The organism is Pseudomonas sp. DSV-1, from assembly GCF_035830915.1.
In the GTDB taxonomy this organism is placed as follows: domain Bacteria; phylum Pseudomonadota; class Gammaproteobacteria; order Pseudomonadales; family Pseudomonadaceae; genus Aquipseudomonas.
Genome location: NZ_JAYMYG010000001.1, coordinates 3,437,686 through 3,456,927, shown reverse-complemented (window position 1 = coordinate 3,456,927; position 19,242 = coordinate 3,437,686). Strand labels below are relative to the sequence as shown.

At 57.9% G+C, this 19,242-nt stretch carries 20 protein-coding genes; 11 read left to right on the top strand and 9 right to left on the bottom strand.

The features are described from left to right. Window positions 1-102: 102 nt before the first annotated feature. Both VSQ83_RS16265 and VSQ83_RS16260 read left to right on the top strand, forming a co-directional pair. Window positions 103-963: a carboxylate/amino acid/amine transporter gene (locus tag VSQ83_RS16265; protein WP_133079027.1), complete on the top strand. Its 861-nt coding sequence runs from the start codon at window positions 103-105 to the stop codon at window positions 961-963. Window positions 964-1,004: 41 nt separating this feature from the next. Further along, on the top strand, window positions 1,005-1,565 hold the full coding sequence (locus VSQ83_RS16260; protein ID WP_133078988.1) for an RBBP9/YdeN family alpha/beta hydrolase: 561 nt from the start codon (window positions 1,005-1,007) through the stop codon (window positions 1,563-1,565). An 85-nt stretch (window positions 1,566-1,650) separates the two neighbouring features. Here the strand turns inward: VSQ83_RS16260 and VSQ83_RS16255 are convergent, their stop codons facing one another. Continuing rightward, entirely contained in the window at window positions 1,651-2,937 is a 1,287-nt protein-coding gene (locus VSQ83_RS16255; RefSeq protein WP_133078989.1) for a mechanosensitive ion channel family protein, read from the bottom strand. Between the two features lie 192 nt (window positions 2,938-3,129). Here VSQ83_RS16255 and VSQ83_RS16250 point away from each other — a divergent pair, with 192 nt between their 5' ends. Next, the gene (locus tag VSQ83_RS16250; RefSeq protein ID WP_133078990.1) at window positions 3,130-4,476 is read left to right on the top strand and encodes a DEAD/DEAH box helicase; all 1,347 of its coding nucleotides are present in this window, start codon (window positions 3,130-3,132) and stop codon (window positions 4,474-4,476) included. A 129-nt stretch (window positions 4,477-4,605) separates the two neighbouring features. On the opposite strand, the gene VSQ83_RS16245 is transcribed toward VSQ83_RS16250, so the two are convergent. Together VSQ83_RS16245 and VSQ83_RS16240 are read right to left on the bottom strand one after the other, a co-directional pair. Further along, window positions 4,606-5,328: a TorF family putative porin gene (locus VSQ83_RS16245; RefSeq protein ID WP_219262940.1), complete on the bottom strand. Its 723-nt coding sequence runs from the start codon at window positions 5,326-5,328 to the stop codon at window positions 4,606-4,608. Between the two features lie 190 nt (window positions 5,329-5,518). Further along, entirely contained in the window at window positions 5,519-5,698 is a 180-nt protein-coding gene (locus VSQ83_RS16240; RefSeq protein WP_003441690.1) for a hypothetical protein, read from the bottom strand. 358 nt (window positions 5,699-6,056) lie between these two features. Here VSQ83_RS16240 and VSQ83_RS16235 point away from each other — a divergent pair, with 358 nt between their 5' ends. From VSQ83_RS16235 to VSQ83_RS16225, 3 genes are all read left to right on the top strand, one after another. After that, window positions 6,057-6,893 carry a CvfB family protein gene (locus VSQ83_RS16235; RefSeq protein WP_219262941.1) on the top strand — a complete coding sequence of 279 codons (837 nt, stop codon included), beginning with the start codon at window positions 6,057-6,059 and terminating at the stop codon, window positions 6,891-6,893. Window positions 6,894-6,916: 23 nt separating this feature from the next. Beyond that, window positions 6,917-7,321: a DUF2177 family protein gene (locus VSQ83_RS16230; protein WP_133078993.1), complete on the top strand. Its 405-nt coding sequence runs from the start codon at window positions 6,917-6,919 to the stop codon at window positions 7,319-7,321. Between the two features lie 72 nt (window positions 7,322-7,393). Continuing rightward, entirely contained in the window at window positions 7,394-8,323 is a 930-nt protein-coding gene (locus tag VSQ83_RS16225; RefSeq protein WP_133078994.1) for a DMT family transporter, read from the top strand. On the opposite strand, the gene VSQ83_RS16220 is transcribed toward VSQ83_RS16225, so the two are convergent. After that, window positions 8,271-9,452 carry an MFS transporter gene (locus VSQ83_RS16220; protein ID WP_326427204.1) on the bottom strand — a complete coding sequence of 394 codons (1,182 nt, stop codon included), beginning with the start codon at window positions 9,450-9,452 and terminating at the stop codon, window positions 8,271-8,273. The two genes, VSQ83_RS16225 and VSQ83_RS16220, sit on opposite strands and share 53 nt — an antisense overlap. 103 nt (window positions 9,453-9,555) lie before the next feature. On the opposite strand from VSQ83_RS16220, the gene ptrR reads away from it, so the two are divergent. Next, entirely contained in the window at window positions 9,556-10,458 is a 903-nt protein-coding gene (gene ptrR, locus VSQ83_RS16215) for a putrescine utilization regulator PtrR (protein WP_133078996.1), read from the top strand. A gap of 127 nt (window positions 10,459-10,585) precedes the next feature. Continuing rightward, the gene (locus VSQ83_RS16210) at window positions 10,586-10,711 is read left to right on the top strand and encodes a PA1414 family protein (RefSeq protein ID WP_019828748.1); all 126 of its coding nucleotides are present in this window, start codon (window positions 10,586-10,588) and stop codon (window positions 10,709-10,711) included. A 122-nt stretch (window positions 10,712-10,833) separates the two neighbouring features. On the opposite strand, the gene VSQ83_RS16205 is transcribed toward VSQ83_RS16210, so the two are convergent. The 3 genes from VSQ83_RS16205 to speB all read right to left on the bottom strand — a co-directional run bounded on the left by VSQ83_RS16205 (window position 10,834) and on the right by speB (window position 13,944). Then, window positions 10,834-11,316: a hypothetical protein gene (locus tag VSQ83_RS16205; RefSeq protein ID WP_326427203.1), complete on the bottom strand. Its 483-nt coding sequence runs from the start codon at window positions 11,314-11,316 to the stop codon at window positions 10,834-10,836. A gap of 202 nt (window positions 11,317-11,518) precedes the next feature. Further along, a complete protein-coding gene (locus tag VSQ83_RS16200) occupies window positions 11,519-12,898 on the bottom strand; it encodes a sodium:solute symporter (RefSeq protein ID WP_326427202.1) in 1,380 nt (459 codons plus the stop codon). A gap of 95 nt (window positions 12,899-12,993) precedes the next feature. Continuing rightward, on the bottom strand, window positions 12,994-13,944 hold the full coding sequence (speB, locus tag VSQ83_RS16195) for an agmatinase (RefSeq protein ID WP_219262950.1): 951 nt from the start codon (window positions 13,942-13,944) through the stop codon (window positions 12,994-12,996). 183 nt (window positions 13,945-14,127) lie between these two features. Here speB and VSQ83_RS16190 point away from each other — a divergent pair, with 183 nt between their 5' ends. Together VSQ83_RS16190 and VSQ83_RS16185 are read left to right on the top strand one after the other, a co-directional pair. Beyond that, window positions 14,128-15,021, top strand: a complete 894-nt coding sequence (locus VSQ83_RS16190; RefSeq protein WP_219262951.1) for a LysR family transcriptional regulator — start codon at window positions 14,128-14,130, stop codon at window positions 15,019-15,021. 17 nt (window positions 15,022-15,038) lie between these two features. Next, window positions 15,039-15,644 carry a tRNA-uridine aminocarboxypropyltransferase gene (locus tag VSQ83_RS16185; RefSeq protein WP_133079001.1) on the top strand — a complete coding sequence of 202 codons (606 nt, stop codon included), beginning with the start codon at window positions 15,039-15,041 and terminating at the stop codon, window positions 15,642-15,644. Window positions 15,645-15,739: 95 nt separating this feature from the next. Here VSQ83_RS16185 and VSQ83_RS16180 read toward each other — a convergent pair whose 3' ends face one another. Both VSQ83_RS16180 and VSQ83_RS16175 read right to left on the bottom strand, forming a co-directional pair. Then, window positions 15,740-16,138 carry a YbaN family protein gene (locus tag VSQ83_RS16180; protein WP_219262953.1) on the bottom strand — a complete coding sequence of 133 codons (399 nt, stop codon included), beginning with the start codon at window positions 16,136-16,138 and terminating at the stop codon, window positions 15,740-15,742. A 4-nt stretch (window positions 16,139-16,142) separates the two neighbouring features. Next, window positions 16,143-16,730: a UPF0149 family protein gene (locus VSQ83_RS16175; protein ID WP_095002653.1), complete on the bottom strand. Its 588-nt coding sequence runs from the start codon at window positions 16,728-16,730 to the stop codon at window positions 16,143-16,145. Between the two features lie 269 nt (window positions 16,731-16,999). Here VSQ83_RS16175 and recQ point away from each other — a divergent pair, with 269 nt between their 5' ends. Continuing rightward, window positions 17,000-19,129, top strand: a complete 2,130-nt coding sequence (gene recQ, locus VSQ83_RS16170; protein WP_133079002.1) for a DNA helicase RecQ — start codon at window positions 17,000-17,002, stop codon at window positions 19,127-19,129. Window positions 19,130-19,242: the final 113 nt, after the last annotated feature.

The window sequence follows — 19,242 nt, the reverse complement described above, 5'->3', positions numbered from 1 at the left end:
GATGGTAAAGGTTGATGGAAAACCGCTAAGGTCGCGGACCTTCTGATGCGCTCGCGGGTGTTTTGGCCGGTGAGCCGTTTCGATTTCCTGGGCGAGAGATTCATGGGCTATCTGTTAATTGTCACCTTGATTCAAGCATTCTCCTTCAGCCTGATTGGCGAGTATCTGGCTGGACATGTCGACAGCTACTTTGCGGTGCTGGTGCGTGTGGTGCTGGCGGGGCTGGTATTCATCCCCCTGACGCGCTGGCGTCAGGTAGAGCCTGGCTTTATGCGTGGCATGCTGCTGATCGGTGCCCTGCAGTTCGGCATCACTTACGTCTGTCTGTACTTGAGTTTTCGGGTGCTTACAGTGCCGGAGGTGCTGTTGTTCACCATCCTCACTCCGCTGCATGTGACCCTGATCGAAGATGCCCTTAATCGCCGTTTCAACCCGTGGGCGCTGGTGGCGGCACTTGTAGCTGTGGCGGGGGCGGCGGTCATTCGCTTTGACAGCATCAGCCCGGACTTCTTAGGAGGCTTCCTGTTGCTGCAATTGGGCAATTTCACCTATGCCGCCGGGCAGGTGTTGTACAAGCGCCTGGTGGCGCGTTACCCGAGCGACGTGCCGCATTACCAGCGGTTTGGTTTCTTTTATCTGGGGGCTTTGGCAGTGGTGTTGCCGGCCTTCCTGCTATTTGGCAAGGCCAACTTCCTGCCTGAGGCTCCCTTGCAGTGGGGTGTTCTGGTATTTCTGGGGCTGATTTCTACGGCCCTGGGCCTGTACTGGTGGAACAAAGGCGCGTGCATGGTCAGGGTTGGCACGTTGGCTGTGATGAACATTTTGCATGTGCCGGTCGGCCTGTTGATCAGTTTGCTGATCTGGAACCAGCACGAGCCGCTGGGGCGACTGTTCATCGGCGGGCTGGTGATTGCATTTGCCGTGTGGATCAGCCGGCTAGACCGCAGGGCTGTGACGGTCTAAGGTCAACCACAGTCCATCTATCGCCTAAAGGGAGAGTCGGAATGACAGTCAGGGTGTTGATCTTGCCGGGCCTGTTCAATTCGGGAACAGAGCATTGGCAATCTCACTGGGAACAGCGCTACAGCGGGCTGCACCGGGTCAAGCAGGAGAACTGGGAAACCCCCGTTTGTACGGATTGGGTGCAGAACCTGCAGAAAAAGATCACCAAGAGCGAGCGTCCTGTGGTGCTGGTGGGCCACAGCCTTGCCTGCACGCTGATTGCCCGTTGGGCGCAGCAGCACCCCAAAGAGGCGCGGCGTGTGCGTGGGGCACTGCTGGTCGCGCCCAGCGATACCGAAGCCGACAGTTATCCGCCAGGCACAACGGGTTTCAGCCCGATGCCGCTCAATACCCTGCCTTTTGACGCAATTACCGTCGCCAGTACCAACGACCCCTATGTCACCCAGGAGCGGGCCAGCGCATTCAGCGATGCCTGGGGCAGCGAACTGGTATGGCTGGAAAATGCCGGGCACATCAATGGTGAGGGGGGCTATGGCAACTGGCCCCAAGGGATCGAGTTGTTGTTCAAGCTCACAGGCGATCCACAGTTCAAGCAAGCCTGAGCGCATTATGGGTGATGGAACTGTGGGAGCGGGCTTGCACGCGATGGCATCACCCGAATCGCGAGCAAGCCCGCTCCCACAGGGTTCAATCGTCTTTGGACAGTTCCAGCGGAGTATTCAGCTTGCTCAGCAATCCTTTGCGCAGGTCATTGCCGCTCGGTTGCTGATACATGCTGAGCCCGAATTCGGGCAGCACTGACAACAGATAGTCGAAAATATCGCCCTGGATTTGCTCGTATTCGCTCCACACCGTGGTCCGGGTAAAGCAATACACCTCAAGGGGTACACCCTGTGGCGTGGCTTGCATCTGGCGGACCATGCAGGTCATGTTCGGCTGAATGTCGGTATGGCTTTTCAGGTAGGCCAGGGCATAGGCGCGGAAAGTGCCTATGTTGGTCATGCGCCGTCGGTTGGCAGACATGGCCGCGACATTGCCCTGGGCTTCGTTCCAGCTTTTGAGCTCTGCTTTCTTGCGATGCAGGTAATCGCTCAACAGGCGTACCTGTTCCAGGCGCTGCTCCTGCTCATCGGTCAAAAAAGCAATGTCGGCGGCGTCAATATACAGGCTGCGCTTGATCCGGCGTCCGCCGGACTGCTGCATGCCACGCCAGTTTTTGAACGATTCGGACATCAAACGCCAGGTCGGAATCGAGACAATGGTTTTGTCGAAGTTCTGTACTTTGACGGTGTGCAGGGTGATGTCGATTACATCGCCATCGGCACCGACCTGCGGCATCTCGATCCAGTCGCCTACGCGCAGCAAATCATTGCTGGTCAACTGCACGCTGGCCACAAACGACAACAGCGTGTCCTTGTAGACCAGCAGAATGACAGCAGACATTGCGCCAAGGCCGGAGAGCAGCAGCATTGGCGAGCGGTCGATCAGGGTTGCGACAATGATGATTGCGGAGAACACATACAGCAGCATTTTAGTCAGCTGAATGTAGCCCTTGATCGGCCGGGTCTTTGCATAATTGGTGCGCGAATAGATATCGAGCAAGGCATCCAGCAGTGAGCTGATCACCCGCGTGAGCACAAAAATGGTTATGGCCAGCGCCAGGTTGCCAAGGAAGTGGCGACCGTTGTCGCTCATGTCCGGCACCAGGTTGCGTCCGAACTGCACCATCAGGGAGGGGGTCAATTGCGCCAGGCGATGGAACACCTTGTGTTCGCGTAAATCGTTGATCCAGTGCAGGGCCGGCTGACGGCCCAGTATTTTGGTCACGCGCAACACCAGGATGCGTGCAATGTGACCGGCCAGCAGGGCAATGCCCACCAGAACGATCAGACCCAGCATGGCACTGACCCAGGGATGTTGATCCAGGTTTGCCCAAAGGGTCTGGATTTGGGTCCAGAGTGGTTGAGTTTCCATAAGCTAAAACGATATCCCAGTAATAAATGGCCATGGGATTAGAGCACTTCAGAGCAATTTATGGGCTCAGGTTGGACTAAAGACCCTAAAAAACCATTTGTTTCATGCCGTTCGTGCAAAGTAACTCGGCCTTGGCGCTCGAAACCGTTACTCTATGCCGCTGATTTTTTGTATTTCTTCGAGGTAGCACCCGTGTTTTCCGATTTCGCCCTGCACGAACGCCTGCTTAAAGCTGTGGCCGAGCTTAAATTTGTCGAGCCTACGCCTGTGCAAGCAGCGGCCATCCCGCTCGCGCTCGAAGGGCGTGACCTGCGGGTTACAGCTCAAACCGGGAGTGGTAAAACTGCCGCTTTCGTACTGCCGATTCTGAATCGTCTGATTGGTCCAGCCAAAATCCGCGTAAGTATCAAAGCGTTGATTCTGCTGCCGACCCGCGAGCTGGCACAACAAACGCTCAAGGAAGTTGAGCGTTTTTCGCAGTTCACGTTCATCAAGTCCGGCCTGATCACCGGCGGTGAAGACTTCAAGGTCCAGGCCGCCATGCTGCGCAAGGTGCCGGATATCCTGATCGGCACCCCGGGTCGTTTGCTGGAGCAACTGAATGCCGGCAACCTCGACTTGAAAGAAGTTGAAGTGCTGGTACTCGACGAAGCCGACCGCATGCTCGACATGGGCTTCTCCGAAGACGTCCAGCGTCTGGTCGACGAGTGCCCTAATCGCCAGCAGACCATGCTGTTCTCGGCCACCACCGGTGGTTCGGGTCTGCGCGAGATGATCGGCAAGGTGTTGAACAATGCCGAGCACTTGCAGCTCAATCAGGTCAGCCAGCTGAACGCTACCACGCGTCAGCAAATCATCACCGCTGACCACAACCAGCACAAAGAGCAGATTGTTAACTGGCTGCTGGCAAACGAGACGTACCAAAAAGCGATCGTTTTCACCAATACCCGCGCTATGGCAGACCGTATCTACGGTCGTCTGGTGGCTCAGGACTACAAAGCGTTTGTCTTGCACGGTGAAAAAGACCAGAAGGACCGCAAGCTGGCCATCGACCGCCTGAAGCAGGGCGGCGTCAAGATTCTGGTAGCTACCGACGTGGCGGCCCGTGGCCTGGACGTTGAAGGCCTGGATCTGGTGATCAACTTCGATATGCCACGCAGCGGCGACGAATACGTGCACCGTATTGGTCGTACGGGTCGTGCGGGTAACGATGGCCTGGCCATCTCGTTGATCTGCCACGGCGACTGGAACCTGATGTCCAGCGTCGAGCGCTACCTGAAGCAGAGCTTCGAGCGCCGCACCATCAAGGAAGTCAAAGGCGTTTACGGCGGTCCGAAAAACGTCAAGGCCTCGGGCAAAGCTGTTGGTGTGAAGAAGAAAAAAACCGACGCCAAGGGTGTCAAGAAGAAGTCGGGCGCCAAGGCTCCGACCAAGCGCAAAATTGCCAACCGCCCGAAGACTGATGCACTGTCGCTGGTCAGCAAGGACGGCATGGCTCCGCTCAAGCGCCGCAAGCCAGAAGCACCGGCTGCTGAATAAAGCGCAGGTGTAACCTACAAAAAACCCGGCCTGTGCCGGGTTTTTTGTTGTCTGAAAAGGCTGTAGGCGTTGCTGTTTGTCAGGTAGATCGACGTCGTGGGAAAGCCCGCTCCCACAATAAATCAGGGCTCAGTAAAAAGTTCGCTCGGCCTTGAATGTCAGCAAGCCATCACACTGGGCGTTTTGCCCCGAATACGCTGAACAGTCTGTGCCGTCCAGGCTGGAGTCGCTGTAGATCAGATCCAGGTCGATGCCCATCCAGGGGCGGGAAAATTTTATCGACCAGTCATTGAAAGCGCTCACGCGGCCACCATCGGCAATGGATACGGGGGAGCCCAATTGGTGGGTGGTGTATTTCATGCTCACTCCGATACCGAAGGGCTGGTTGACCCCCAGGTCGGCAAACAGCGTGCTGTCGCGTCGGTCCGGGTCGTTGCTGAAAGCGGCGCCAAAGCGCGTACCCAGCACGGTCAGGCCGGCAAAAATCTGCTGACTGTCCAGTGAGTCGAGTTTGGGGTAGCTGTAGTGGATTACCCCCAGCTCGTAGCTCAGGGTTTGGTCGAAGGGGTGTTTGTAGCCCAGGTAGGAATCAACTTCCAGATTGCTGCCAGGCTTGATGCCCATGGTGGGTGCCCATTGGCCAGCGTACCAGCCACTGTCATGGGTCAGGTCCAGGCCGCCATGAAAGGTCGAGCCGGGGCTTGTAGGCTTGACCAGGCCCTGAGCCATGCTGCGGCTGGGCTGTGTGGCCAGTTTGAGGTCGAAGTTGCCCAGTTCGCGGGAAAAGACCTGTGCATCCACAATCGTGCTGGCCAGCAACGTGCCGGTCAGCAGTACCGCCCGTGTGAGCATAATCGGCTCCCTATATGGGCTCAAAGGCTTGATTCAGAGCCTTTGGAGCATACGCAGGAATATCGGCAATAAAGTGCCGTTCGTCGATTTATCGATTCGAATCAGGGATGTGGCGCAAGGGTGGGATAAATCGATAGTCCTAGCGCCTTGGAAGGCAAAGCGCAAGAGGACCAGATGACGCGAGGGGGTATTACTTCTTGCCGAGCGTGATTTGCTTGGACGGGCCAAAAGTTTGGCCGCTGACGCCTTTGTTGATTTGCTGGATCTCGCCGCCGGATTTCAAGAATGCTTCGATTTGAGCATTGATGGAATCACTGGTTTCTACAGCGGGAGCTGGCTTTGCTTTGCTGGCAGATGCTTTAACGCGCATGGCGGCTATTGACCTTTAGAAAATAACTTGGCCAGCGATAGTACCAGAAATACTTGACAATTGCTTGTTAAATATCTTCGTAAAATAATAGAGGTGGTGTCGGCGAAGACATAAGCAAGTGTCTAATTGCCTGCTAACTCGCTGTTTTAATTCATAACAGTGGAGGGATTTTAAACATGTTCAGGTGCTGCCGGACGGGAGGGTGGCCTCCTGCAGGCTGACGAGTGGCAGCCTGACAGCGTTAGAAAATCCTGATAAATCAAACCTTTCACAGATTTTTTGAATACCGGGTCGCGGCGCTCCAATTTGCCCCCCTAAACTCGGGTAGAATGCCGCCTACGTAATGAGGGTATTGGACATGGCTTTAATCGGTCGCTACAACAGTTTGCAAGTGGTTAAACATACAAGTTTTGGTTTGTATCTCGATGGCGGGGCAGACGGCGAAATCCTGTTGCCGAATCGTTATATTCCCAAAGATATTCCCAGTGAAGATGAAGACTGGCTCAACGTATTTGTTTATTTGGACAGCGCTGACAAGTTAATTGCCACCACTGAAAAACCAAAAGTTCAGGTCGGTGAGTTCGCCAGTCTTAAAGTGGTTGAAGTTAACAGCATTGGTGTATTCCTCGATTGGGGTCTGCCAAAAGATTTGCTGCTGCCGTATTCCGAAGAAAAACGCCAGATGACCGCCGGCGAATATGTCGTGGTGCATGTCTACCTCGACAAGCACACACGCCGTATCACCGCGACTGCCCGTCTGGACCGTTATCTGGACAAAACCCCGGCCAACTATCAGGTAGGCCAGGAAGTTGATCTGTTGGTGGCTGAGGCCACGGACATGGGTTTCAAAGCCGTGATCAACAACAAGCACTGGGGTTTGATCCACAAGAATGAAATCTTCAAGTTCATGCGTGCGGGCAAGCAAGAGAAAGGTTTCATCAAGGAAATCCGCGCTGACGGCAAAATCAGCCTGAGCCTGCAACCGGTCGGCCAGGAAGCAGCCAGCAGCCTGAACTCAAAGATCCTCAGCAAGTTGCGCGACAATAACGGTGTGCTGGCAGTCAGCGACAAAAGTGCTCCTGAAGTGATCAGCAACCATTTTGGCGTCAGCAAGGGCAACTTCAAAAAAGCCATTGGCGCGCTGTACAAGGAAGGCAAGATTGCGATCCACCCGGACCGCATCGAATTGATCTGAACTGACGCAGGGAGGCTGGCGAGATGAGCAAGGCAGTGTGGGCGTATATCGGTGCGTTACTGGCTTTTCTGGTGCTCGACGGCCTGTGGCTCGGCGTGCTCATGAGCTCTACCTATAAAGAGCTGCTGGGCTCGTTGATGCTGGCGCAGCCCAAGTGGGGCCCAGCCATCGTGTTCTATCTGATGTACGTGCTGGGCGTGGTGTTCTTTGTCGTGCTGCCGGCCCTTGCCCGGGCCAGTGCGCGCAGAGCTGCATTGGCCGGCGCGTTCTTCGGGCTGGTCGCCTATGGCACTTACGACATGACCAACTGGGCGACGCTGCAAGGCTGGTCTGCCCAGTTGGCTTTGATGGACATGGCGTGGGGCGGGTTGTTGACCTGTCTTGCTTCATTGTCGGGTTACTGGACGGCCCGCAAGCTGGCGTCCTGACTCTATTTTCTTGCACGTTAAACACTGTGCTGTTCTGCATTTGTGCGGACGTGGCTTTTTTTCGGGTGGACTATGAGTGTTACGCGGCGTGCAACGGATGCATTCGCACTGCAGGTCATGCTGGGCTTATGCCTGATCTGGGGCGTGCAGCAGGTCATCATCAAAATTGCCGCACCCGACATCGCCCCCGTGATGCAAGCGGCCTTGCGCTCAGGTATTTCAGCGCTGCTGGTGGGTCTGTTGATCTGCTGGAAGGGTGGCTGGAGCCAGGTGCCCGCCACCTGGCGTGGCGGCTTGCTGGCCGGTAGCCTCTTCGGCCTTGAGTTCTTCTTCATTGCCGAAGGGCTGCAACTGACCAGTGCTGCGCATATGTCGGTATTCCTCTATACCGCGCCCATTTTTACCGCCCTCGGAATCAACTGGCTGTTGCCCAGCGAGCGTTTACGACCGTTGCAATGGCTGGGGATCATTCTCGCGTTTGCCGGGATAGCCTTTTCTTTTGCCGGGGGGATTTCGTTTGCCGACATGGACCGCAACATGCTGCTGGGCGATGTCTACGGGATTCTGGCAGGCATGGCCTGGGGGGCGACCACGGTGGTGGTGCGCGGCTCCCGGTTGTCGGAAGCGCCAGTCACCCTGACCCTGTTCTACCAGCTTGTCGTAGGTTTTTTCGGATTGTTGGTAATTGCAGCGGCCAGCGGCCAGATCACCCATGTCAGCCTGACCACCGTCGCGGTGGCCAGCGTGCTGTTTCAGGGTTTGGTTGTGTCGTTCTTCAGCTACCTGGTGTGGTTCTGGCTGCTCAAGCGCTATATGGCTTCCAATCTGGCGGTGTTCTCATTCATGACGCCCCTGTTTGGCGTGACCTTCGGTGTGCTGGTGCTTCACGAGCCCCTGAGCGTCAACTTTGTGGTGGGCGCGATTCTGGTGCTGTGCGGCATCACGTTTGTCAGCGCTGAGCAGTGGGTGCGCCGCAAAGTGCGCGCTCTGCTGGGGCACTGATCGACTTCCGGGCAAGCACACCAGCAAGCAACAGCCCGCTGGCGGCAATGATCAGCGCCGGTTGCAGTCCACCGCTGAAATGGCTGCTGAGGGCTGCCAGCAATGGCCCGGACAGCTGGCCCACGGCAAAGCAGGCGGTCAACAGGGCTGCGTTTCGGGCGGTGGCGCGGGGCGCCAGATCCCGTGAGCGCTGCATGACCAGCGACATGCAGGCCAGAAACGGCGTGCCGCACAGGATCACACCCAGGGCCAGGCCTGCGCTGCTCGGTATCAGGCACGCAAGTACGCCAAAGGCCTGAACCCACAGCGCGCCCATCAGCCAATAACGGGTGGTGGCAGGGCGATGACGACGAAAACTGATCAGTACCACGCCAATCGCGGCGCATAGCCCGAAGGCAGGCCAGAACAGATCGGCTTGCCATTGGCCGTGAAACCGTGCGTTTGCCATCTGTGACAAAAACGTCGCAGGAATGATGTACCCCAGGCCATACAGCCCATAAATCGCCCCCAGTCGTGCGATTCCGGGTTGGCGGCTGTCAGGTGCTGAGGTGTGGGTTTGTGCGGCAGTCGAAGCCGGTTGTGGCAGGGCGGGCCAAATCACCAGCAGCATCAGCAGCGCCGCCACGGCATAGATCATCCAGAGGGTGGCCGAGTTTTGCCCGGTTACATTGGCTGCCAGTGCCAACAAGCCGGTAAGCATCACGCCAAGACCGGGCCCGGCAAACACCAGGGCGCCCAGGCGTGGCCGATTCTCAGTGAGAGCTATGTGCTGACTAAGCGCGGTAATCATGACCATCACCCAGGCACTGGCGATACCGGAACCAAACCGCAAGAGCAGGTGCGGCCAAAAACCGTAGGCCCAGTACGAAACCAGAGTCAGCAGGACACACAGCCACAGGCCTGTGTGCAAACGGCCGCGCACCTGCTCCGGACGCCGGGCGCGCATGGCATCCAGTGCCCCGAGCAGATAGCCAAGGTAGTTGGCGGCAGCAATCAGCCCGGCGCCGGTCAGGTCGATCTGCCCTTCACCAATCAAGTGAGGGAGTTGCGGGGTCAGGGAGAAGCGTCCAATGCCCATGGCCATCATGAGCGCGATAAAACTGGCGAGTAAGCGGATCAGGGGCGACATGCTGCAGGTTCCTGGGTGAAGGCAATGACCGTCAGGCTAGTGCTGTTTGACTTTCCTTAAAAATGAATAATAGTGAGTGACTTATTCAGTTTTGGAGAGTGGTGTGGAATTCAGCCAGCTACGGATTTTTCAGGCTGTGGCCCAGGAAGGATCGATCACTCGTGCGGCTGAGCGCCTGCATCGAGTGCCTTCAAATCTGTCGACTCGGCTCAAACAGCTTGAGGAACAGATGGGCGTCGAGCTGTTCGTACGTGAGCGCCAGCGCCTGCAGTTGTCTCCTGCGGGGCAAGTGTTGCTGGACTACACGGCACGGCTATTTGCCCTTCACGATGAAGCCCTGAGCGCCGTTCAGGGGGGCGTGCCTTCGGGCAAGTTCACGCTGGGGACGATGTACAGCACGGCGGCGATCCACTTGCCGGGTCTGCTGGCGCACTATCACCGCACGTATCCGGCAGTGAGTTTGCACGTTCAGTCGGGCCCCAGCGGCGAGTTACTCGAAGGGCTGTTGACGGGGCGTCTGGATGCCGCGCTGGTGGATGGCCCGCTGGAGTTGGCCGGGCTGGACGGTGTGGAGTTCTGCGAGGAGAGCCTGGTGCTTATCAGCGATCTGGACCATCCGCCGATTGGCCGTGCCCGGGACGTACAAGGCAGGGAAGTCTTTACCTTTCGTCAGGGTTGTTCGTATCGCGCCCGGCTTGAAGCCTGGTACGCCAGCGACCGTGCCTCCTTGGGGCGGGTGATGGAGATCGAGTCCTATCAAGGGATGCTGGCGTGTGTGGCGGCGGGTTCAGGGGTGGCGCTGATGCCGGCGTCGATGCTGGCCAGCTTGCCGGGGCGAGAAAATGTCAGGATACATCCCTTGAAACAACCTTTTGCCAGCGCCACAACATGGTTGATGTGGCGAAAAGGCATGATGGGCGCCAACTTGAATGCGTGGATTGAGCTGCAGCAGACGGCGCCGTTGCCAAATGGGGCTGTGTCGCCGCAACTCAAGGTGCTGCCTTGAGTCAGATATGTAGGAAATTAGCCTAAAGTTCATTGACCTTAGGCAAGCATTGAGTAGGACTTAGGACTATTATCTGTGTGAAGCGACCACAGAATTCCCGTCGCCAGAGTGACCCCAAGGGGGATATATGAAAGACAAACTGCAAACCTGGCTTCATGACGTTGGTGTTGCGCTTGGCCTGATCGAGCCGCCACTGCAGCCTGTGCCGATTCCTGTCGATGACACGCGTCGCCGTCCACAACGTCGCCGCTAAGGCCTGATTGCACGTTAGACCAGCGCGCTGGTCGTGTTTCTTTCGGTCCTTGATCGGCGAAAGAGTTGTGTGCTGCAAAAAACAAAAGGGCAGTGTGAGCTGCCCCCTCCCTCCAGGGTTTTTCAGCCCATGGTGAAGCGCACGCTGTAATTGAGCGGCGCTTCGTCTGTTTTCTCCGTTACCCGCGCTTCACATTTCACATCGTCCATGCCTGTAGAGGTTGCGCTGGCTGACCGCGTAGCGCTCAGTGTCGGCTTGAATACGCCGAATGACTGGGTAACTCTCAGCGCCGTGGTAAAGGTGCATTCCCGATTGCCATTGGCATATGAAATGACTTCGCGCAGTGTTGCAGGGGTTTTTCGCGGGTACCCGAAGTTGGTCTGATAGTTCGCTTCAAAGGAATGCTCGCCATACGGGTCCACATCAAAGAAGCCGGGGGCGGCCAGTGAAAGCTCCCAGCTTGAACGGTTGAGCTTGAGTGCTCCCGAAGTGTTATTGACGACTTCGAATGTCAATGTGGTGACGTCGGCTTGAGCGTTGACGCCGGTTAGCGCCAGGGTGCAAGCCATGACAGCGGTGGCCAGAGAGTTGTTTGAGTGGGTCATGTGTTAAGTCCATTTAGTGAGTTGCACGTTGCTTGAAGGTGTGCGGCGACATCCCATGTGGCCGCTTTTCAAGTGTAGTTGGACTCATTGATGGGCTGGCAGAGATAAGGCGATGTATGGGCGGGGTATTGGTATTCGGGGGTGTATGAAAGAGGAAAACGGGTACGACCTGTCACGTCGTACCCGTCGAACAAAGGGTTTATCAGGCGGCGCTCACCACCGAAGCAGGGCGTCGATCCATCAGGCTAACCACAACAAAGCTGATCAGCGCCACGCCCAGGCTGTAATAAATGGGCGTGTTGGCTTCCAGGCCATCCTTGAGCATGAACCCCAGTGCCGTGACAAACCCCAGGCTCATGCTGGTGATGGCGCCCGCAGTGGTGGCCCGCTTCCAGAAAATCGCCCCGATCAATGGCACCAGCATGCCGCCGACCAGCAGGTTGTAAGCCAGGGTGAGGGCGCTGATGACATCAGAGACCACCAGGGCGATGCCCAGTACGGCAAAGCCTGTCAGCAAGGTAAACAAGCGGTTGATATTGAGGCTCGATTGCTTGCCGCCACGCAGCCTTGGCAGCAGATCCTCGGTCAGTACTGTGGAGGCTGCCAGCAAGCCAGCGCTGGCGGTCGACATCATGGCCGCCAGGGCCGCAGCGATCACCAGGCCGCGAATACCGTCTGGCAGCGAGACTTTCACGATGGCGGCGAAAGCGTTGTTGACGTTGTCCAGGTCCGGTAGCAGCACGTGTGCGGCCATGCCGATCAGCGCGCACGTCAGGCCGTAGAGGATGCAATACAGGCCTGCGAATGTCCCTGCGTACTTCGCCACCCGGGCCGTTTTGGCGGTAAACACACGCTGCCAGATGTCCTGGCCGATCAGGATGCCGAAGAAGTAGATCATGAAGTAAGTGATGATCGTGTCCCAGCCGATGCTGGTGAAGCTGAAGTTCGGTACGGGCAGCTTGCTGACCAGTTCGTCCCAGCCGCCGACGCGGTACAGGCAGATCGGCAGCAGCACGAACATCAGGCCGATGGTCTTGATCGCAAATTGCACGATATCTGTCAGGGTCAGCGACCACATGCCGCCAATGGTCGAGTAAATCACCACCACGCCGCCGCCCAGCAGTACGGAAATCCAGAAAGGAAGATCGAACAGGACTTCCAGTACGGTGCCTATGGCCAGAATCGAGGTCACGCCAATCATCAGCGCGTAGGCCAGCATGATCACCGCGCTGGCCTGGCGGGCCATCGGGTTGTAGCGCTTCTCCAGTACCTGGGTCACGGTGAATATTTTCAGCTTGAGCAACGGCTTGGCCAGGAACAGGTTCAGCGCGATGATCCCGCAACCCAGTGCGGCACACAGCCAGAAGCCTGAAATCCCGTGCACATACCCCAGGCGCACGGTGCCGACGGTAGAAGCCCCGCCCAGTACCGTCGCGGCCATGGTGCCCATGTAGAGGGTCGGGCCCAGGTTGCGGCCTGCGACCAGATAGTCTTCGTGGGTCTTGGCCTTGCGCATGCCGTAGTAACCCAGCACCAGCATTGCCGCAGCGTAGATAAGGACGACCAGTAGATCTAAAGCCATGATGGCGAATCTCCGATTATTTTTTTTATGGATGCAGCAGGCACGGTGGCTTGGTGCCGTAAAGCGCAAGGCTTGATGGCACCGCAAGGATGTCCTTATCGATGTACAACGCCGGGCAGCACGCAGAGCATTTCGTACAGCAGGTTGGCGCCCAGTAACGAGGTGTTGCCGGTGGTGTCGTAGGGCGGCGAGACTTCTACCAGGTCGCAGCCGACCAGGTCGAGGCCTTGGCAGCCGCGGATGATTTCAATCGCCTGAATGGTGGTCAGGCCGCCGATTTCCGGAGTGCCGGTGCCGGGAGCCCAGGCCGGGTCGATGCCGTCGATATCAAAGCTGAGGTAGACCGGGCCGTTGCCGACTTTTTCGCGCACCTGTGCCATCAGGGGCTCCAGGGACTTGTGCCAGCACTCTTCGGCCTGCACGACGCGAAAGCCCTGGTTGCGGCTCCAGTTGAAGTCTTCGGCGGTATAGCCCTGGGCGCGCAGGCCGATCTGAACCACGCGGTCACAGTCCAGCAGGCCTTCTTCAACGGCGCGACGGAAGGTCGTGCCGTGGGCGATTTTCTCGCCGAACATATGGTCGTTCACATCGGCGTGGGCATCGATATGCACCAGCCCGACCTTGCCGTGTTTTTTGTGCATCGCCCGCAAAATCGGCAGGGTAATGGTGTGGTCGCCACCCAGGGTCAGGGGGATGACATCGTGCTCAAGGATTTCGTCGTAGGACGCTTCGATGATGCGCACCGCATCCAGCAGATTGAAGGTGTTGATCGCCACATCGCCAATATCGGCCACGGACAGCGAGTCGAACGGCGCGGCGCCGGTGGCCATGTTGTAAGGGCGGATCATCACCGATTCGGCGCGGATTTCCCGAGGACCGAAACGGGTGCCGGGGCGCAGCGAGGTGCCGATATCCAGGGGCACGCCGACAAAGGCCGCGTCCAGGCCCTTGGCCGATGGCAGGTGGGGCAGGCGCAGCATGGTGGCGATGCCGGCGAAGCGCGGCATTTCATTGCCGCCCAGTGGTTGATGAAGAATTTTGTCCACGGGTAAGGCCTCGTCGTTTGTTGTGGTTATGGCGTTCGATTCTGCGAAAGGCGCGAGGCGGGAAGAATCGCTGTGGGCAAATACTTAGTTCAGGTTTTTCTAAACTAATGGCGGTAGACTCTGGCTCTCAACGTCGCCTGTATGGTGAGCAAGCCCGCTCCCAACGTGGCAAGTGAGTGATTGATGGCCAGCGCGTTACCCGATCTGAAACTATTACGAATATTTGCCAGCGTGGTCAGGCACCAGGGGTTTGCCAATGCGCAACAGGCGCTAAACCTCTCGACCTCGGCCATCAGCACCTATATGAGCCAGCTCGAAGCCAGTCTGGGCCTTGTGCTGTGCCATCGCGGGCGCGGCGGGTTCAGCCTTACCAGCAAGGGCGAGCTGTTTCACCAGGAAACTCTGCGCCTGTTGGGTGAGCTGGAAGGTTTTGAACAGTACGCCGCAGCACTCAAGGGTGAGTTGCGCGGCACTTTGAACCTGGGGGTTATCGACTCCACGGTCAGCGACAAGGCCTTGCCCTTTGCCGAGGCCATTGGCGCCTATAGCCAGGAGCACCCGGCGGTGCATCTGCATTTGTCGGTGATGAGCCCCTACGAATTGCAGCTTGGCGTGCAAGATAACCGCCTTGATCTGGCCATCGGTGCGTTTTCGACGCGCATGAGCGGGCTTGTCTACCAGCCCCTTTATCGTGAGCAGCACTGGTTGTACTGCAGCACACGGCACCCCCTGTTCAGCGAGCGGCGCATTCCCGAGCCGGTGATTACTCAGCAGAGGATGGTGGGGCGCGGCTATTGGAGTCAGGCCGAACTGGCGCGTCACGGCTTCAAGCACAGCGCGGCGACGGTCGACAGCATGGAAGCACAGCTGATCCTGGTGCTTTCGGGGGCTTACATTGGTTATTTGCCCGAGCACTACGCAGAGCCCTGGGTGGAGAAGGGCGACTTGCGGGTGCTGCTCCCCGCGACCTTTGGCTATCAGGCGCCGTTTTCGATGATCGTGCGCCGTGGTCGCAGCCGAGAGCCGCTGATTCAAACCTTCCGCGACCTGCTTAAAGCACAGCTTAATCAACCTTGAACGAGAGCTTTATTCCCATGTCACGCGCCCAATGCCCTCGCTGCTTGCGCCCGCAGTCGCACTGTTTGTGCGACTTGATTCCACACCTCGACAGTCGCACCCGTGTGTTGCTGTTACAGCATCCGAGCGAGGTCAATCATGCGCTGAACACTGCACGGCTGGCGGCGCTGGGTTTGATCAATGCCGAGTTGCTGGTGGGCGAAGTGTTTGAGGATCTGGACAGGTTGCTCAACCCGCCGGGGTATCAGGCGCGGTTGTTGTTCCCGGGGGATGATGCACAGTTGCTCCAGGCGAGCACTGCGCCAGGCGAAAGCCTGCCATTACTGCTGGTAGTGCCGGACGGAACGTGGCGCAAGGCCCGCAAGTTGTTGCACCTCAACCCTCTGCTGGCACAGTTGCCACGGGTCACGCTGCCCGAAGGTGCGGTGTCGCGCTACCGACTGCGCAAAGCGCCGGGGCCGGGCGCCTTGTCGACCCTGGAAGCCATCGTGCAGGCGCTGGAGATCCTGGAGCCGCCCATGTCGTTTGTGTCGTTGCTGCGCCCGTTCGAGGTGTTGATCGAAGGGCAGATCGAAGCAATGGGCGCTGAAACCTATCTGAAAAATCACGGGGACAAGTCGTAACGTGTGGGAGCGGGCTTGCTCGCGATGCAGGCGGCGGGGTATGTCAGGGAGGCAGGGTTGATGCGATCGCGAGCAAGCCCGCTCCCACAAAGGTTTCAGGGTTTTTCGAGGGTTTTTTGACGCAGGATGTAAATGCTCACCAGCACCGCGCTGGTCAGCATGAACCCCCGTGCCCAGGGTAAAGGCACCAGATAACACGACACGCCGATACTCAACCACATCAGGCCGATGGCGTAGACCTTGCCTTTGAGCGGGATGCCGTTGCCATCAAGGTAGTCGCGGATCCACGGTCCGAGTCGAGGGTGTTCGACCAGCCAGTGATAAAAGCGCGGCGAGCTGCGGGCAAAGCACGCGGCAGCCAGTAGCAGAAAGGGCGTTGTGGGCAGGACAGGGAGGAAGATGCCGATCACTCCCAATGCCACGCTCAGCCAGCCGATGGCAAACAGAACGTGGCGCAGCAACCGCGAACGGTTGCCGAAATCGGGAGGTGTCACTGAATCAGTGGTGACGTGGCTTGAGGATCGCAGGCTTTTCGTCCGGCGCCTGGCACAGCAGGTACAGGGCAGTCAGCGCTTCCGGGATCTGGACGATCATGTCGTCCATCAGGTTGGCATCCTTGGCGATGTCTTCGAACTCAGGCTGATCATCGAACAGGCCCGAACCCACCATGATTGGCAGCAGCATTTCGCTGACTTCTTCTTCAGCGGTTTCGAACCAGGCGGCTTCGCGCATGAATACGCCCTCCATGAAGCCTACACACCAGCCGCGCAGGTCGGAATCATCCGGCTCGTCGCCCAGGTCCAGGTCGCATGGCAGTTCGAACTCTTCATCGGACGCCAGTTGGCGGGCGATGTGAGCCTTGAGCTGGATCAGCGTGCCTTCGATTTCGGCGCGCTGGGCGTCGTCTTTGTAATGCGGGGCTTCGGAGAAGATTGCGTCGATCCACTCACGCTCAGGAACTTCTTCGGAGCAAATGGACAGGGCAGTCAGATAGCCGTGGGTGGCCACGTAGTCCAGCGCCTCGTCATGCAGCTCGTCGGCGTCGAGGAAGGCTTGCAGGCGGGTTAGTTGCTCAGCGAAGGACATTAAGTGCTACCTAGTAAATAAACGATAGTGAATTCTAGGCTTTCTTGAGCTTCCAAGCCAGTCGCAGGGCACATTTGCCATCAGTTCCCGGTTATCGGTGTTGCAATTACACAACCCGCAGCGGGGGAGTGCTCGGGTATACTGCCGCGTTTTGTGATGCCCTGCGTCAAATGTAGCGCACCGGTGGCCAGTGCCCGAACCTTTTCAAGGTTTGCGGCCGTGCCGGATCGCGCTGGCGCAGGGGTGTTTCGGCGATTTCTGGAGTTTCTATGCTCGAACAGGCTCAACGCGTACTCAAAGACATCTTCGGCTACGACAGTTTCCGTGGCCGTCAGGGTGACATCATTGAGCGCGTGGCCAGTGGCGGTGACGCCTTGGTGCTGATGCCTACCGGCGGCGGCAAATCCCTGTGCTTCCAGGTACCGGCATTGTTGCGCGATGGCCTGGCCGTGGTGGTTTCGCCGTTGATCGCCCTGATGGACGATCAGGTGGCAACCCTTGAAGAACTCGGGGTGGCGGCTGCGGCCCTGAACTCGACCCTCAGCGCCGAACAGCAGCGTGATCTGGCCAACCGCATCAAGCGCGGTGAGGTCAAAATGCTCTACCTGGCGCCCGAGCGTCTGGTACAGCCGCGCATGATGGCGTTTTTGCAGAGCCTGGACATCGCCCTGTTTGCCATTGACGAAGCCCACTGCGTATCGCAGTGGGGCCACGATTTCCGTCCGGAATACCTGCAACTGGGCCAGCTGGCCGAAGTGTTCCCCAATGTGCCGCGTATCGCCCTGACCGCCACGGCAGACAAACGCACCCGCGAAGAAATCGTTACCCGTCTGCATTTGCAGAACGCCGAACGCTTTCTGTCGAGTTTTGACCGCCCCAACATTTTTTATCGCATCGTGCCTAAAGAGCAGCCGCGCAAGCAGTTGCTGGCGTTCCTCTCGGAGCGACGCAGCGACGCGGGCATCGTGTATTGCCTGTCGCGCAAAAAGGTCGATGAAGTGGCGAAGTTTCTGTGCGAGCAGGGCTTCCCGGCCTTGCCGTATCACGCCGGTTTGCCGAGTGATACCCGGGCCGCCAACCAGAAGCGCTTCCTCAACGAGGAGGGGCTGATCATGGTGGCGACCATCGCGTTTGGCATGGGGATCGATAAATCCAACGTACGTTTTGTCGCGCACCTCGATTTGCCCAAGTCCCTTGAAGCTTATTACCAGGAAACCGGTCGGGCAGGGCGTGATGGCCTGCCGGCTGATGCCTGGATGGCCTACGGTCTGCAAGACGTGGTGATGCTCAAGCAAATGCTGCAAAACTCCGAGGGCGATGAGCGACACAAGCGTCTGGAGCACCACAAGCTCGATGCCATGCTGTCGTTGTGCGAAGAAACCCGCTGCCGTCGTCAGACCCTGCTCGCGTATTTTGATGAAGACATGCCGCAGCCTTGCGGGCATTGCGATAACTGCGTGGATGGCGTTCAAACCTGGGATGCCACCGAGCCTGCACGTCAGGCACTTTCGACGATTTATCGTACGGGCCAGCGTTATGGCACCGGGCACTTGATCGACGTGTTGCTGGGTCGAGAAAACGAAAAAACCCGCAGCATGGGTCATCAACACCTGTCCGTATTCGGTGTTGGCAAAGACCGCAGCGAAGGCGAATGGCGCACGCTGTTCCGCCAGCTGGTAGCCCGTGGCCTGGCCGACATTGATATTGAAGGCTATGGCGGCTTGCGGTTGAGCGACACCTGTCGCCCGTTGCTGCGTGGCGAAGTGACCCTGGAACTGCGTCGCGAGCTCAAGCCGCAAACTTCGGTCAAGAGCAGTTCTGCCAGCCCGGCCAGTCAATTGGTGCGCGGCGAAGAGCGCGAGCAGTGGGAAGCCCTGCGTGCGTTGCGGCGCAAGTTGGCCGAAGAACACGGCGTGCCGCCTTACGTCATCTTCCCCGACTCAACCCTGCTCGAAATGTTGCGCAGCCAGCCGACTTCCTTGTCCGAGATGGCAACGGTCAGCGGTGTGGGCGCGCGCAAGCTGGAGCGTTACGGCGAGGCGTTCCTCGAAGTGCTGGGCGGGCAGGCCGAAACGCCAAAAGTGGTGGCCGATATCCGTCACGAGCTGATCAGCCTGGCCCGGGCCGGCATGACTCCGTTGCAGATCAGCGGGCAATTGCAGTGTTCTGAAAAGAATGTTTACACAATGTTGGCCGAGGCCATTGGTCGTCAGGAGCTTTCGCTGGAACAGGCGCTGGACTTGCCTGAAGACCTGATGGAAGAAGTGCAGGATGCGTTCCTGGATGGTGAAGGTGAATTGCCGAGCGTGGCCAGCATCGCCGAGCAGTTCAAGGGCCGTGTACCGGAAGGTGTGCTGTATTGCGTACGTGCAGCGCTGCAATCTGAGTTTGAAATGTGACCATGTTGCTGATTTTGTAACGATTGATTGACTTGCACCTCTTGCCTATGAGCAAGCGGCATGCTTAGCTGACTAATAATTAGCTTCACTCTATTTTCAGTCTAATCATCGAG

Coding starts and splice junctions, on each gene's coding strand:
- VSQ83_RS16265 (WP_133079027.1), top strand. CDS start 103: ATGGGCTATCTGTTAATTGTCACCTTGATTCAAGCATTCTCCTTCAGC.
- VSQ83_RS16260 (WP_133078988.1), top strand. CDS start 1,005: ATGACAGTCAGGGTGTTGATCTTGCCGGGCCTGTTCAATTCGGGAACA.
- VSQ83_RS16255 (WP_133078989.1), bottom strand. CDS start 2,937: ATGGAAACTCAACCACTCTGGACCCAAATCCAGACCCTTTGGGCAAAC.
- VSQ83_RS16245 (WP_219262940.1), bottom strand. CDS start 5,328: ATGCTCACACGGGCGGTACTGCTGACCGGCACGTTGCTGGCCAGCACG.
- VSQ83_RS16240 (WP_003441690.1), bottom strand. CDS start 5,698: ATGCGCGTTAAAGCATCTGCCAGCAAAGCAAAGCCAGCTCCCGCTGTA.
- VSQ83_RS16235 (WP_219262941.1), top strand. CDS start 6,057: ATGGCTTTAATCGGTCGCTACAACAGTTTGCAAGTGGTTAAACATACA.
- VSQ83_RS16230 (WP_133078993.1), top strand. CDS start 6,917: ATGAGCAAGGCAGTGTGGGCGTATATCGGTGCGTTACTGGCTTTTCTG.
- VSQ83_RS16225 (WP_133078994.1), top strand. CDS start 7,394: ATGAGTGTTACGCGGCGTGCAACGGATGCATTCGCACTGCAGGTCATG.
- VSQ83_RS16220 (WP_326427204.1), bottom strand. CDS start 9,452: ATGTCGCCCCTGATCCGCTTACTCGCCAGTTTTATCGCGCTCATGATG.
- VSQ83_RS16210 (WP_019828748.1), top strand. CDS start 10,586: ATGAAAGACAAACTGCAAACCTGGCTTCATGACGTTGGTGTTGCGCTT.
- VSQ83_RS16205 (WP_326427203.1), bottom strand. CDS start 11,316: ATGACCCACTCAAACAACTCTCTGGCCACCGCTGTCATGGCTTGCACC.
- VSQ83_RS16200 (WP_326427202.1), bottom strand. CDS start 12,898: ATGGCTTTAGATCTACTGGTCGTCCTTATCTACGCTGCGGCAATGCTG.
- VSQ83_RS16190 (WP_219262951.1), top strand. CDS start 14,128: ATGGCCAGCGCGTTACCCGATCTGAAACTATTACGAATATTTGCCAGC.
- VSQ83_RS16185 (WP_133079001.1), top strand. CDS start 15,039: ATGTCACGCGCCCAATGCCCTCGCTGCTTGCGCCCGCAGTCGCACTGT.
- VSQ83_RS16175 (WP_095002653.1), bottom strand. CDS start 16,730: ATGTCCTTCGCTGAGCAACTAACCCGCCTGCAAGCCTTCCTCGACGCC.
- recQ (WP_133079002.1), top strand. CDS start 17,000: ATGCTCGAACAGGCTCAACGCGTACTCAAAGACATCTTCGGCTACGAC.